This is a genomic window from Paenibacillus sp. FSL H8-0122 (assembly GCF_038005345.1).
In the GTDB taxonomy this organism is placed as follows: Bacteria; Bacillota; Bacilli; order Paenibacillales; family Paenibacillaceae; genus Paenibacillus_AQ.
Genome location: NZ_JBBOTB010000001.1, coordinates 5,070,433 through 5,085,150 on the forward strand (window position 1 = coordinate 5,070,433; position 14,718 = coordinate 5,085,150).

A 14,718-nucleotide genomic window follows, 5' to 3' on the forward strand; every position below is an offset into this window, starting at 1 on the left:
AAGAACGTATAGGTCTCACGCTATACGTTCTCCTTCTATTTCTCGCTGAAACGGTACCGTCCTTAAAAGGACGGCAAAGCCGTTTCCACTTGTTCTGCGTCAAAAGGGATACATGTGGTAGAACTAGGCTGTGCGGATAGCGGCTACAATCAGGTCACCCATCTCTGTGGTGCTGATCGCCTTGCTCTTATCCACTGCGATATCGCTCGTCCGGTGACCGGCATCCAGTACCTCCGCAACTGCGGCTTCAATGGCAGCGGCTGCATTCTCGTAGCCGAAGGTCATGCGGAACATCAGTGCAAGCGACAGGATCGTAGCGATCGGGTTCGCCAGCCCCTGTCCGGCAATATCAGGCGCGGAGCCGTGAACCGGCTCATAGAGGCCGTAGCTGCCTTCTCCCAGTGAAGCGGAGGCCAGCATACCAATGGAGCCTGTCAGCATCGCTGCTTCATCGCTCAGGATATCACCGAACATATTCTCGGTCACGATGACATCGAAGCTCGAAGGACGGCGCAGCAGCTGCATCGCACAGTTATCCACCAGCACATGCTCAACTTCAACCTGCGGATATTCCGGTGCCAGTCTGTTCACCACTTCACGCCACAGACGGGAGGTCTCCAGGACGTTGGCTTTGTCGACACTCGCCAGCTTGCCCCGGCGCTTCCCGGCAATCTCGAACGCCTGGCGTACGATCCGCTCCACTTCAGTGACGTTGTAGACACAAGTATCTACCGCTTCTTCCCCATGCTCACCTTGACGGCGCAGCTTGTCCCCGAAGTAGATCCCGCCTGTCAGTTCACGCACGACCATCAGGTCTGTGCCTTCCAGAACCTCCGGCTTCAGCGTCGAAGCATCCTTCAGACAATCGAAGACCACCGCCGGACGCAGATTGGAGAATAGGCCAAGCGCCTTGCGGATACCGAGCAGTCCGGTCTCCGGACGCAGCTCCTTCGGATTGTTATCCCATTTCGGTCCGCCTACGGCTCCAAGCAATACAGCATCGGCGCTGCGGCAGATTGCAAGCGTATCCTCAGGCAGCGGAGTTCCGCGTTCATCAATGGCGATTCCGCCGAACAGGGCATGCTCTGTTTCAAATGTATACCCGAACAGCTCTTCCGTTCTTTTCAATACCTTTTCCGCTTCCGCCACAACTTCAGGTCCGATACCGTCCCCGGCAATTACGGCGATTTTTTTGACCTCGCTCATTCCTGTCACTCCTTAGGTAGTCCTGCTGGTCGCAGACATAGTTCTTCTGTATATTGTTGTATCATAACGAAGGACAAAGGACAAAGATATAGATTCTATCACGTTCATAGATATAGCCTATAAGTGAGACATATCCCTAATTTGCCCTTGTCCCGCCAATTGATTACAATTAATGGGCAGGTGAAATTATCGGATCTCTAATCATATGGAAGAGGAGTGATCTTAAGATGCAATACGCGAAGCTTGGCAAGTCTGGTATGAAGGTAAGCCGCCTCTGTCTGGGAACGATGAACTTCGGTCCCATCACCGACGAGAAGGAAGCCTTCCGGATTATGGATGCGGCGCTGGATGCGGGAGTCCAGTTTTTTGATACCGCCAATGTGTACGGATGGGGTGAGAACTCGGGTCTGACCGAGACTATTATCGGCCGCTGGTTCAAGCAGGGCGGCGGACGCCGTGAGAAGGTTGTCCTGGCGACCAAGGTCTACGGGGCGATGAGTGACAAGCTGGATGGACCCAATGATGAAGGCGGCCTCTCCTCCTACATTATCCGCCGCCATCTGGAGGGCTCCCTGCAGCGTCTGCAGACCGATCACATCGAACTCTACCAGATGCACCATATCGACCGTAACGTGTCCTGGGACGAGCTGTGGGGCGCCTTTGAGCTTGCAGTCAGCCAAGGCAAGATCGGCTACACCGGCTCCAGCAACTTCGCCGGCTGGGATATTGCCGTTGCCCAGCAGGAAGCGAAGGCCCGCGGGTTCCTTGGACTGGTATCCGAGCAGCATAAATACAGCCTGACCTGCCGTCTGCCGGAGCTTGAGGTTCTGCCCGCCGCGCAGCATCTGGGCCTCGGCATTATTCCGTGGAGTCCGCTTGACGGAGGGCTGCTGGGACGCAATGCGCTGAAGAAGATCGAGGGCAGCCGCAGCGGCGGCAACGCGGAGCGTGTGGAGCAGCACAAGAAGCAGCTTGAAGCCTTTGCGGAGCTGAGTCTGGAGCTGGGCGAGCCGCAGGATAATATCGCTCTGGCCTGGCTGCTGGCCAACCCTGCCGTAACAGCGCCAATCATCGGACCGCGTACGCTGGAGCAGTTCGAGAGCGCGCTGCGCAGCCTGGAGGTCGTCCTGGACGAATCCGTGCTGAAGCGTCTGGACGAGATTTTCCCCGGACCCGGCGGTGCGGCTCCGAAGGCTTATGCATGGTAATCAGGACTAACTGGCTGCAGCCCGCATAACCTCCCGATATCATTTCTTCTCTTACAATAAAGAGCTGTTCACCGGCATAACGTATCCGGTGAACAGCTCTTTATGCTTCTATGTCCTTTATTGCGCCGTATCCACTGTTATAGAACCATTGCTCGTGGACAAGGTGACCTCATGGGTGCCTTTTCCAAGTACAGCCGTTCCATGGTCCTCATCGCCGCCGCCCCAGTCCACGTTGCCTTTAAGCGATCCGTTAGTGGTATCTGCCGTAATCTTGGCATCCGTTACCGCCGGAAGACCCAAGACAATCTTGCCGTTGCTCGATTTCAGCTCCCATGCACCTGTGATTGCCGAATTGACTGTAATCTTGCCGTTGCTGCTACTGGCCGACACCGCGCCGTCAATATTCCCCAGCGTAATCGCACCGTTCGAGCTAACCAGGTCTGCTCCGCCCTGTACATTCTTTACCGTCAGCGTGCCGTTGCTGCTATGAGCCTTCACACCTCCGGAGACATCATGGATATCCATCGTTCCGTTGCTCGTATCCACATTAATGCCTGCGGCCAGTCCCCCGGCTTCGATGGAACCGTCACTGGTCTCTACCTGAGCGGCCAGATTCTGCGGAATGCCGACATTCAGATATGGCGCATTGTTATTAAAGCCGATCTGGATATTGGAGAGCCAGCCTGAATCTCCCTCCAGCTCCATCACAAGCGTGTCGCCCTCGGTCGTCACCTTCCATTTACGCTCCAGAGCACTTGCCGCTTCATTGTCTGTATTGCCCGGCAGCTCCAGCTTTCCTTCATACGTCAGCGTGTTCCCATCCACACCCTGGAGCTTAACCTTGCCTTGGGGCAGATCAATCCGCACATTCTTAATATCCTGTTGCACTTCTACCTTCCCATTCACCGGCACCAGCTTGGTATTGCCGAAGATACTGCTCAGCGATCCTCCGGCCAGCACCGTCTGTGCCCCGCTTGCCGCGATAAGCACAATGATCAGCAGAATGGCCCAGCCGCTTACGCGGCTTTTGACATCAGATTTAATGAAGAGCCTAAGCAGCATCTCCAGGCCGAACAGGATAAGCAGGGCCGGCCAGATATAACCCAGCACATCGTACGTGATTACACCATATTGAGCCATGACTACAATAACTCCTACTATTATGCACCCTATTGCGGCGGTAAAGCTGCCGATTTTCCATCTCCCCATCCTTCAATTCCCCATTTCACTATACTTTTGAATTATTCTTCAGCATTCTGAATCCATACCCGATCAGGGCAAGTGACAGCAGAATCGCTCCGATGTTCATATCGCTCAGCATCTCCCACAGAGAGGGAAATGCAGTGATGAGCAGCAGCAGGATGCCCGCGATAACACACCCTATACCGACCCACACCGGATTCACGTCATCATGCGGGTACATCGGGGGCGCAGACATCCCCATCGACCAGGGCGCTCCAAAGCTATCCGGATGGAACATCATCCGCTCATGCTCGGCAGCCGACACCTTCATCCAAGCCGCCTTTTGCAGCGCATCGAATAATTGATAGAACCAGAGCGCAGCAAGCGCGAATGGAAACACGGCGGGCATGGACGGAATGAATATAATACAGAGCGATGCTCCAATCATATACTCCAGGCCCATTTTTTTAAAGCCCAGATACATGTGGCCCAGTCCTGGAACCATAGCCAGGAGAAACGTGAGCCAGCGTCTTTTCTTAATCATATGTTACCCTCCCAAAAGTTTTGTCGAAATAAATTAGATAACCGGCGAAGCCGCTATGGATTTATTTATTGTTACCTTGCGGGCCGAACCAGGAGCTGACCGATGTGGACATATGCCCGTTGATTTCAGTGATGCCATAGGCCAAATTCTCAAATACGCCAAGCTGCAGCAGGAGAAACGTCAGACCGACCGCCACGCCGTAATGCATCCAGGAGGTTCCCCGGGCCGTACGCCGTCTGGACATGGTTGGTTTCACGATCCGTTCTCTGCGTCCATTCTCCAACTGGCCGATCCTTGCCATAACATCCCTGGTCAAATCAGGGAAGTCATGCGGCAACACGGGCTCCTGCCCGTTAAGATCCAGCCCGGCTTCCATCTCGCTCCACATCGCCGCAAGCTCCCGCGCCTCCTCCAGCCATTCCGCGCAGCCGGGACAGGTCTGGGTATGCAGATAGATCGCCTGCTGGGCCTCAGGTGACAACTGTCCATCTATATAATGCGGCATCCACTCTTTTACTGTTGAACAATTCATCGCCATTCCTCCCCGCTTTTGCGCATCATCTGTCTGGCCCGATAGAGCTGCGATTCAACCGTTTTAACCGAAATTCCTTTTTGCTCCGCGATCTCCTGATAGGAGTGGCGCTGAAAATAGTACAGCTGCACAACCGACCGGTACGGTTCCGCCAGACTATTCAGATTCTCACCCAGCTCCCGGGAAGCCTCCTTGCGAAGCACTGCCTGTTCAGGTGTCTGTGAAGTCACCCAGTCATTCTCTGTGTAATCTGCTGCACTCCGGTGCCGCCATTCCCGGTCATTGGCCCGTTTCCAGTCCAGACAGGTGCGGTAAGCAATCCGGTACAGCCAGGTGGAGAAGGAAGATTGTCCTCTGAAGGTGGGAAGGGCTTTATAGGCTTTGATGAAGACTTCCTGAGCCATATCCTTGGCAGACTCGGCTTCTCCTGTAATTTTGATGCATACGCTATATACCATGCCTTGATAACGGGTCACCAGATTCCCGAAGGCCTGATGCTCCCCGCTTAGCACAGCACTGATCCACTCCGTCTCTTCCAAGTCTTTCTTCCCTCCTTCAACTACATTACGTTAGACGTCTGGCTTTAAGGTTCCCCTGCATAGTTTTTTAAATTATTTTAGAATAGCAGCATTTCTATTCAAAATCAGCCTCAAGTGCAAGCTTAGAGGGAGGATAACCCGCATCCTTGTCGAATTATCCTTAAACAGCCTATGACAAGACAACATTCCTTAATGAAGTGGTGGGATAGACATGATTCAGGCCTTGCTGGTAGATGATGAACGGCTTGCTCTTATGAAGCTGAAAATGATGCTGGAGGAACTGACAACTATAAATGTAATCGCTATATTTACAGATCCCTCCGAGGCGGTTAATGCAGTGCCGCTGCTACGCCCTGATGTGATTTTCCTCGACATTGATATGCCTGAGATGAATGGCGTCCAGGCTGCGGAGGCCATGCAAAGGCTGTGCCCGCAGGCAAGCATCGTATTTGTGACTGCCCATAACAGCTACGCCATCGAGGCGTTCGAGCTGTATGCGCTTGATTATGTTCTTAAGCCTGTACAGCGGGGCCGTCTGCTGAAGACCATCGAGCGGCTGGAGGAGCGTGTCAGCCAGGCGCAGGAGGATGCCCGCAAGCCTGATCAGACCGTCATGATCCGCAGCTTCCAGTCTTTAAGATTCGAACGCAGCGGCCAGCCGCTGCCCAATATCCGCTGGCGCACCTCCAAGGCACAGGAATTATTTGCTTATTTATTTCATAACCGCAACCGGTTCGTAAGCAAAGATACCCTAACCGATCTGCTATGGCCCGATTTCAATCTCAAGAAGGCCTCCACTCATCTTTATACAACGATTTATCAGGTTCGGCAATGCCTGAAGCAGGCCGGAATCGATCTGCAGATCAGCAATGCCAGCGGAGGAGAAGGCTACACCCTGGAGACCGGCAGCCTGCTGATAGACAGCTACGAATGGGAGAAGGGCATTCTGACTCAAGATGCCATCAATAAGGACAACTATGAGGAGCATCAGCGGTTGTTCGATTTCTATTCGGGCGACTATCTGAACGATTACGATTACCTCTGGGCGGAAGGGGAACGGCAGCGTCTGCGGACCATCTGGCTGCATCACGCAATGAATATCGCCGAATTCTATGTCAGCAGCGGACGGATACCGGAAGCGGTGACTGTGTACCAGAGAGTGGTGCAGCTCCAGCCTTATTTTGAACAGGGGCATCTCGGGCTGATGAAGGTCTACGACAGCATTGGGGAGCGTTCAGCGGTAGAGGAACAATATCATATTCTGACGGATTTACTGAAGCGGGAACTCGGCGTGAAGCCGCCCGCGAGTATTAAGCGCTGGTATGAGGAATGGAAGCATCTTAACCTCAGAAGCATGTGATCCTTCGTCAATAGAAACGGCTATGCTGTCCTTTGTAAGGATGGTTTTATTTCAGCGCCTTTATATTTCTAAAAGGAAAGACACCCGCAGCAGGCTGCGGGTGTCTTTCTGTATACTGCCATATTAGCTTGTTAATGCTTGATGAGTTGTACTTTCCTACATCTTCTTGCGGGCATTGAATCTTCTGGCCAGTACAGCTCCCAGAATAATCAATCCGCCGCCAGTCAGATACAGCGGGAGAGGACTTTCTTCTCCGGTCTGTGGAAGCTTGCCGGGAAGTCCGCTGTTGTTGCCTTTGTCAGTTGGTTCTGTAACCGTGCCCTTAGGCACTTCATCGACGCCAACTTCAATTGTAATCTCTTCCTCATTGCCGTCTTCATCTGTTACGACAATCGTGAATTTATCCTTGCCGGTGTAGCCTGGATCAGGAGTATACGTCCATTTGCCATCCGGTGTAATAGTTACCGTACCATGCGCCGGCTCTTCGCCGATGCTAGGAATACCTCCCAGCGGGATCTCGCCGTCGATAGGCACTTCCTCAATCGTAGTCACCTGTGTGGCTTGCGGCGTTGGAGTGCTAACCGTTCCAGGCTGGGCCGGTGTTGCTGCTGGCGTAACTGCCGGTGTAACTACAGGTCCTGTTGTAACCCCAGGTGTACTTGAAGCAGCCGGAGTCCCTGTTGGCGCTGGCGTTACCGATGGTGTCGGCGTTGGTGTACCGATAACTCCAGGAATGCTGGATGGTTCAGGTGTCGGTGTGTAGTACACCGGCGGTGATGTTGGTACTGGTGTTGATGTTGGTACTGTAACTGGCGTCGGTGTTGCTGTTGGTGTCACCGGCGTTGGTGTTGGTGTCGCTGGTTGTTCTGTCGGCGGTGTCGTTATTTTTTGGTTAGTAATTGGTAACAGCACCTTTTGCACGCCGGAATCAATCGTTACAGAATGCTCTGTTGTGCTCAGAACATAACCTTCCGGAGCTGTAAGTTCCTTCAGAATATAATTCCCCAGCTTCAGAGATGTGAATACCAGTTCACCATTTGCATCTGTTTTTCCGCTTACCACCAATTTCTTGGCGGAATCATACAGTCCGAACTCTGCTCCTGCAAGCTTTTTGTTCGTATCCTCCCCAGCAACCTTCGTTACTTTGAGCGAGCCGAGGATTTCAACAGGAATCAGTTTGTTCGTGATTGGGGCCAATACCTTCTGTAAACCTGAATCAATGGTTACGGTATACTCTGTTGCATCCAGCACATAACCAGCCGGAGCAGCAAGCTCCTTCAGTGTGTATGTTCCCAGCTTCAGCGATTTGAATTCCAATACGCCGTTAGCGTCTGTTTTACCACTTGCCACTAATTTCTTAGCGGAATCATACAGTCCGAACTCTGCACCTTCCAGCTTCTTGTTCGTATCCTCACCAGCAACCTTCGTCACTTTGAGCGAACCGAGGACTTCCACTGGAATTAGTTTATTCGTGATTGGTGAAAGTACTTTTTGTACGCCTGAATCAATGGTTACGCTGTGCTCTGTTGCATCCAGCACATAACCAGCCGGAGCAGCAAGCTCCTTCAGTGTGTATGTTCCGAGCTTCAGCGATTTGAATTCCAATACGCCGTCTGCGTCTGTTTTACCGCTTGCCACCAGCTTCTTGGCGGAATCATACAGTCCGAACTCTGCGTCTTTAAGCTTCTTGTTAGCGTCCTCCTGCGCAACCTTCGTGATCTTCAGTGAACCGAAGACTTCGGCAGGAATCAGTGCGTTAGTTACTGTAACAGTTTTCTCTTGTGATGGATCAATGGTAACATTAATGACTTTGGTATCCAGGATATAACCGGCAGGAGCGGCTTTCTCCTTCAGGCTATACTCCCCGCCCTTAAGCTTAGTGAATTTCAGCTCACCATTCGCATCGGTTGTTTTCGTTCCCACCAGTGCGTTCTTGGAGTCGTACAGTTCGAATACTGCGCCTTCCAGCTTCTTGGAGGAATCATTCACATCCAACTTGGTCAGCTTGAGTGAACCGAAGAAATCATTCTTGACGGTTAGCTGTACGGCCGTAGACGAATTGATTGTCACCTTAATCTCTGAGCTGTCCAGCGAATAGCCTGCCGGAGCTTTAGTTTCTTTTAGTACATATTTACCAGCCTTAAGATTTGTGAAAGTCAGGGTTCCGTCTGCTGCAGAAGTCTGTTTTTGAGTCTCCTTCAGTTCAGTTCCAATCACCCGTGAGAGTGCGAACTCAGCGCCTTTAAGCTTTTCATCGCCGGCCTGATTGGTTTTAGTAACAATTAATGAGCCAGTAACACCACTACCTGTACCGGATGTGTCTACAATTTTAATACTGTCCCCAGATGTAATAGGTTTTGTAATCTGTTCTACACCGTCACCGCTAAATGAGATGGCGTTTTTCAGCTGTACATTATCTCCTGCCTCAGTCACAACGGACTGATAAGCCAGAATGTAAGGCTTGCTGATCGGGTTCGGGTTCAGGAAGACAAGCTCGAAGCTTTCTTTACCATCTGTGCCGGTTTTGAAGGTAAGGGTGTAATCAACATCCTTCTTCAATTCATTCTCAGACGCAGGATCTGCTGCTTCCCCGCTCTGATTCACTGTAGTCACGTAGAGATGGAAGCTGTCCGGCAGCAGCACCTGATTCGTGCTAGGATTATCCACCAGTTTAACGTTTTTAACAACGGACTGGTTGGCGTTGATAACCACTTTCCAGTTCATAAGGGTCTGATCATTCGTATCCCGTGTAAAACCTTTGGCTACATATTCTCCGCCTTTAGGAATTGTTACTGTGACTTCCAGGGGCTCCGATACAGCCTTGTCGTCTTTATCGTACAAGGTGGCTGTATTCTTAACCTGTTCTTTATTGACATCACTTCCAATGAATTCTGTGCTAAAGACCACATAGAAGGCATAGTCAACCTGGTCTTTGAATTCCACTGTGAGTTGCTTGTCTGTGACGTTCAGTACGTATTTCGAAGCGTCTATCACAGCGCCTCTAACAGGGTTTCCAGTTGCATTATAATCAAATTTATAGACTACTGCAGTTACGCTAGTAGTTTTCTGGCCTGTAGGAATCGTATCCACCAGCGTAGCTCCTGCAGCCAATACCCGCTTATTATAGTTGGCACCAACTGTCCAGGTAAGCTGTTTGGTATTTACATCGTATGAACCTGTCTTCTTACCGTTGTTTTTGACTTCATCCCGCGGATTAAAAGTTTGTGTCGATGTTAGCGGTTTATTCGTTTTATTTTCAAGCCATGTAATAGAAGCTGTGTTACTGAATTCTTTCTTGTCAGTATCCAGCTTATAAAAATCAAACTTTGTGGTGTAAGTAATCGTGTAAGCTTCTTTAATCGGGTTTTTAAATTCAATTTTGAATCCATCGCCCGATTTGAAATCTCCATCACCAATATTGGTGATAATATAATCGACACCTTCTACTCCAGGGCTCGGACTAATACTTGGTTTACCGATAAGCTTCAGTCCCGCATTGCCGAAAGTATCCGTCAGAATCAGGTTGGTCATGGTTCTTTTGTCTTCATTGACATTAACGGTCCATTTTACCGTTTTATTGAGATAATCGACATCTTCGCTCTCTTTTACACCTTGCTTGTTTAAAATACGCTGGGTTGTATATTGATTAGCTTCCCCTTTATACGTATCTCTGGTAACCGTGTTAAAGATTTGTTCGGCACCATATACACGGTCTTTAACCTTTGTTTTATATTTAATTTTATATGCAGAATTGATATCATTACTGAATTGTAGTTTGAATCCCGTTTTACCCGTTTTGTCTGTCAAAGGAGGGGATAGTGTGTAGTCGATTCCCTTAACAATTGGAGTACCGCTTCCTACTTCTTTCCCGTCCTGATCCAATTGAATTTTGTATACGACAAATGAATCTTCAACCAGTACCTGGGTGTCGTTGAAATAATCCATTAATACCGCATTCGCGGATGTAAGGGTTTGTTCATTATAGTTGAACTGAATCTCCCAAGGAATGGTCTCATCGGTAGGATCAAAATTTCCCGCAATCTTCTTCAGCGGAACTCCGCGCACAATATCAACCGTCTTAGAAGAATTCTTAGTGAGTCCTTCACCCGTAAGTGTAGCGGTATTGGTGAATTTTTTAACAGATGTATTTGTAATCTTGGTGGAGAATTTCACCCGATACGCCTCAGTAATCGTATTGTTGAACTTCAGGTTCAAGTTGCTTACTGTGCTTCCTGAAGAATCATATTGATCCGAATTGATCTCCGCTTGATGAGTCACTTTACCCTGAACATCAAGCGTAAGCTTATAAACTTTGATTGAACTTGTATCCAGCTCCAAGCCTGCCTGAATAGGGTCAGTAACGACTGCTTTGTATACTTCGTCCTGCACCGTATTCACATCAACGGTCCACAGAATACTGGACGGATTGTATTTTTGCGGCTGTGGAATTCCGTCCTTGGTAATGCTGGTGCCGCCCTTAGGATGGACTTTAATCACAATCGTATTATTCAGGTTCCCGGCGATCGGGAATAACAGCTCCTGAGTCGTGGTTCCTGTGACTTTGGTAGAGCTAAGTTTGGACGTCACATTGAAAGTACCGCCTACATCAAATAAGCCTTCGATTTCACTATTGAATGTAAGCACCACTTTGTTATCTGTACCTACTGTGTAGTCTCCGATACTGCCCGACTCCACTCCGTCGTAGAACAATTTTCCCGAGTAATTTTTATCGATTGCTAACTGGGAAGGCAACTGATACACGAACGTATCTCCACCCTTGTAGCCATGCGCTCCAGTCTCAGGGTCCGTTACCGGAAGCTTGAAGGTCAGCCCGACTTTAACCTCCGAATCAAGCTTATACACACTATCCGTGACCTGTGTGCCATTCTCATACACAGCCATCGTAACACTGGTGATGATATTATCCGTCCCATCCGCCTTAACCTTCGTCATGAACCCGAAACCGTTGGCAAACTGTGTAATCAGCATTACAACAACCAACCAGGCGCCTATCGTCTTTTTCTTCATATCACTATAACCTCTCTCTCTTTCTGCAAAATGATTGCTCCAGCGTCGCAATTACTCGTTCCAGCCTGCTTCTTCCCGATCGTCCCCCTGTCACTAATATGTATGTGGGCCTTCGATTTCGCTTGTACTGTACTTCCGTAACTTTACTTGCCGCCTCTGAACAATTTCTGAACAGATTATGAGATAAATCATAGATAACTTAAAAATAAAATATTTTTATCGACAAAAAAGTGGGTTCAAACGCTGAAAATGAGGAATCCGCCCTGAATTATGAACTATTTTTCATTTTTCCGACTCATCTTGTTCATTCTTTTTATGTAAAAGGTTGTTTCAAATCCTCCCCAGCTGGATTCTACCCCGGAATAGACAGCGCAAAAAAATTTCAACAGATTTTTGAACAAAAAAAGAAGCCTCCCCGGACAAAATGAACTGGTCCAGTGAAGCTTCTTTTAAATAGTTGAATTAAAGATTGGCATGCTCCCGCTTGGTGTAGGTCTTGCGCTTCTCAATCAGCTTGTTCAGTGCATCCAGGTAGGCTCTGGCACTCGCTTCCAGAATATCGGTGCTAAGTCCGCGGCCCTGTGCAGCCACCTCACCTTGAGAGAGCACTACATGTACCTCACCCTGAGCATCCTTCCCTCTGCTGACGGCTTTGATCGAATAATCGCCAAGTGTGACTTCTTCCCCTGTAGCCTGGTCAATAGCATTGTAGATCGCGTCTACCGATCCGTTGCCTTCGGCAACCGCCACAATCGGCTGCGGGTCCTGGCCGTGAATAATCACCTTGGCGGTTGGAGTAGCCTCATTGCCATATGTGACATAAATTGTCTGCAAGCTGAAGGTCTCCGGCGTATCGATCAGCTTCTCTTCCAGAAGCGCAAGGATATCCTCGTCCGAGACTTCCTTTTTCTTATCTGCGAGATCCTTGAACTTGGCAAAAGCCGCATTGACCTCTTCCTCAGAAATGTCATAGCCCAGATCACTCAGCTTATCGCGGAAAGCGTGACGGCCCGAATGCTTGCCGAGCACCAGCTTGCTTTCTTTGAGGCCGATGGTTTCCGGTGTCATAATCTCGTAGGTCGTCTTCTCCTTCAGCATGCCATCCTGATGAATCCCGGATTCATGGGCGAAGGCATTTGCGCCGACAATCGCCTTGTTCCCCGGCACAACCATCCCTGTCAGCTTGCTGACGAGACGGCTGGTACGGGAGATTTCGGATAGGACCAGGGAGGTCTTGGCGCCGAAATACTCACTGCGGGTCTCAAGCGCCAGAGCCACCTCTTCAATCGCTGTATTACCGGCACGCTCCCCGATCCCGTTGATCGTACCCTCAATCTGGTCTGCGCCATTCTGAATGGCAGCCAGCGTATTGGCAGTAGCCATCCCCAGATCATTATGACAATGGGCGCTAAGCTGTACCCGCTCGATATCCGGCACCGTATCCTTCAGGAATTTGAAGATGGCACCGTATTCCGCCGGATTCAGGTAACCGACCGTATCTGGGATATTCACCACATTCGCACCCTCGCGGATCGCCATGGATACCATTTCAGCCATGAAATCACGCTCGGTACGGCCGGCGTCCTCCAGGGAGAATTCCAGCTTGGGAAAATACTTCTTGGCATAGCGGATCGCCGATTGTGCCGTTTCCAGCACCTGTGACTTCTCCATGCGCAGCTTATGCTGACGGTGTATCGGCGATGTAGCCAGGAAAATATGAATGCATGGGTCCTGTGCCCCCTGCAGCGCTTCCTTGACCGCATCAATATCGCTCTCTCTGGAACGGGACAGACCGATTACGGTGACGTTCTTGACCGCTCTGGCCACTGCGTTCACCGCAGCCAGATCTCCCGGCGAAGCGGCTGGAAAGCCTGCCTCCATCCGGTCAATTCCCAGCTTCTCCAGCTGGTAAGCGATTTCTACCTTCTCACGTGTATTGAGGTTCACACCCGGCGACTGCTCTCCGTCACGCAGTGTCGTGTCGAACACATGAATTTTCCGCATGCTGAGCACCTCCTGAAGATTGTCCATAAACCCTCAAATGCGGCCCGCAAAAATTACGGCCGCATCTGAGAATCACCTATGGTTCATTGTAATTGTAAGTATATGACCTATTTCTTAATCCAGTGCATCATTTCACGCAGCTGGCTGCCGACTACTTCTACCGGATGAGCGGCTTCATTGCGGCGGGTAGCTGTCAGGAAGGCACGGCCGGATTGGTTCTCAAGAATAAAGTCGCGGGCGAATTTACCCTGTTGAATGTCAGCCAGCACTTCTTTCATGGCTTTCTTGGTTTCGCTTGTAATGATGCGTGGTCCAGTTACATAGTCACCGTATTCCGCAGTGTTACTGATGGAATCGCGCATGCTGGACAATCCGCCTTCATATACCATGTCAACGATCAGCTTCAGCTCATGCAAGCACTCGAAGTAAGCCATCTCAGGCGCATATCCGGCTTCAGTCAATGTCTCGAAACCAGCCTTGATCAGTTCGGACACACCGCCGCAGAGAACAGCCTGTTCACCGAACAGATCCGTTTCTGTCTCTTCACGGAAGGAGGTTTCGATGACTCCGGCACGGGTACAGCCGATGCCTTTGGCATACGCCAGACCAATTGCCTTGGCATTGCCGGTTGCATCCTGTTCAATAGCGATCAGGCCGGGAACTCCGAAGCCTTCAACATAAGTACGGCGTACCATGTGTCCCGGGGATTTAGGAGCTACCAACAGCACATCAGCATCCTTAGGAGCTACGATTTGTCCGAAATGCACGTTGAAACCGTGGGAGAACATCAGAGCAGCGCCGTTCTTAAGGTTCGGTTCGATATCGTTCTTATATACAGATGCCTGAGTTTCGTCCGGCATGAGGATTTGCACCACATCTGCACGGGATACCGCTTCTGCTACAGACAATACTTCAAAGCCGTCATTCTTGGCAGTATCAAATGATTTGCCTTCACGCAGACCGATAACCACCTGAAGACCACTGTCACGCAGGTTCTGTGCCTGGGCATGTCCTTGGCTACCGTACCCGATTACTGCAATTGTCTTTCCCTTCAATACGCTAAGCTCTGCATCCTGTTCATAGTACGTTGTAACTGCCATGTCAAAATCCTCCTT

General features: G+C 50.2%; 10 protein-coding genes. 2 read left to right on the forward strand and 8 right to left on the reverse strand.

The annotated features are described in order from the left end of the window. Positions 1–123: 123 nt before the first annotated feature. Positions 124–1,206 carry a 3-isopropylmalate dehydrogenase gene (gene leuB / locus NSS64_RS21790; protein ID WP_340943260.1) on the reverse strand — a complete coding sequence of 361 codons (1,083 nt, stop codon included), beginning with the start codon at positions 1,204–1,206 and terminating at the stop codon, positions 124–126. Positions 1,207–1,433: 227 nt separating this feature from the next. Between leuB and NSS64_RS21795 the strand changes: the two genes are divergently transcribed. Beyond that, the gene (locus NSS64_RS21795) at positions 1,434–2,414 is read left to right on the forward strand and encodes an aldo/keto reductase (protein ID WP_036696143.1); all 981 of its coding nucleotides are present in this window, start codon (positions 1,434–1,436) and stop codon (positions 2,412–2,414) included. 117 nt (positions 2,415–2,531) lie between these two features. Here NSS64_RS21795 and NSS64_RS21800 read toward each other — a convergent pair whose 3' ends face one another. From NSS64_RS21800 to NSS64_RS21815, 4 genes are all read right to left on the reverse strand, one after another. Beyond that, positions 2,532–3,623, reverse strand: a complete 1,092-nt coding sequence (locus NSS64_RS21800; protein WP_341141498.1) for a LiaF transmembrane domain-containing protein — start codon at positions 3,621–3,623, stop codon at positions 2,532–2,534. A gap of 19 nt (positions 3,624–3,642) precedes the next feature. Beyond that, positions 3,643–4,140 carry a hypothetical protein gene (locus tag NSS64_RS21805; protein ID WP_340943264.1) on the reverse strand — a complete coding sequence of 166 codons (498 nt, stop codon included), beginning with the start codon at positions 4,138–4,140 and terminating at the stop codon, positions 3,643–3,645. A 61-nt stretch (positions 4,141–4,201) separates the two neighbouring features. Further along, complete coding sequence (locus NSS64_RS21810) at positions 4,202–4,672, reverse strand: zf-HC2 domain-containing protein (protein ID WP_341141499.1); 471 nt, start codon at positions 4,670–4,672, stop codon at positions 4,202–4,204. Then, the gene (locus NSS64_RS21815; protein WP_036727677.1) at positions 4,669–5,211 is read right to left on the reverse strand and encodes an RNA polymerase sigma factor; all 543 of its coding nucleotides are present in this window, start codon (positions 5,209–5,211) and stop codon (positions 4,669–4,671) included. The genes NSS64_RS21810 and NSS64_RS21815 overlap by 4 nt, the downstream gene beginning before the upstream one ends. Before the next feature lie 211 nt (positions 5,212–5,422). On the opposite strand from NSS64_RS21815, the gene NSS64_RS21820 reads away from it, so the two are divergent. Next, positions 5,423–6,571 (forward strand): response regulator, encoded by a 1,149-nt coding sequence (locus NSS64_RS21820; protein WP_341141500.1) that lies wholly within the window; start codon positions 5,423–5,425, stop codon positions 6,569–6,571. A 156-nt stretch (positions 6,572–6,727) separates the two neighbouring features. Here NSS64_RS21820 and NSS64_RS21825 read toward each other — a convergent pair whose 3' ends face one another. The 3 genes from NSS64_RS21825 to ilvC form a co-directional block, all read right to left on the reverse strand. Beyond that, entirely contained in the window at positions 6,728–11,599 is a 4,872-nt protein-coding gene (locus NSS64_RS21825; protein WP_341141501.1) for a SpaA isopeptide-forming pilin-related protein, read from the reverse strand. Between the two features lie 462 nt (positions 11,600–12,061). After that, on the reverse strand, positions 12,062–13,603 hold the full coding sequence (locus tag NSS64_RS21830; RefSeq protein WP_036727673.1) for a 2-isopropylmalate synthase: 1,542 nt from the start codon (positions 13,601–13,603) through the stop codon (positions 12,062–12,064). Between the two features lie 107 nt (positions 13,604–13,710). Further along, positions 13,711–14,703: a ketol-acid reductoisomerase gene (gene ilvC / locus NSS64_RS21835; protein WP_340943272.1), complete on the reverse strand. Its 993-nt coding sequence runs from the start codon at positions 14,701–14,703 to the stop codon at positions 13,711–13,713. Positions 14,704–14,718 lie beyond the last annotated feature (15 nt).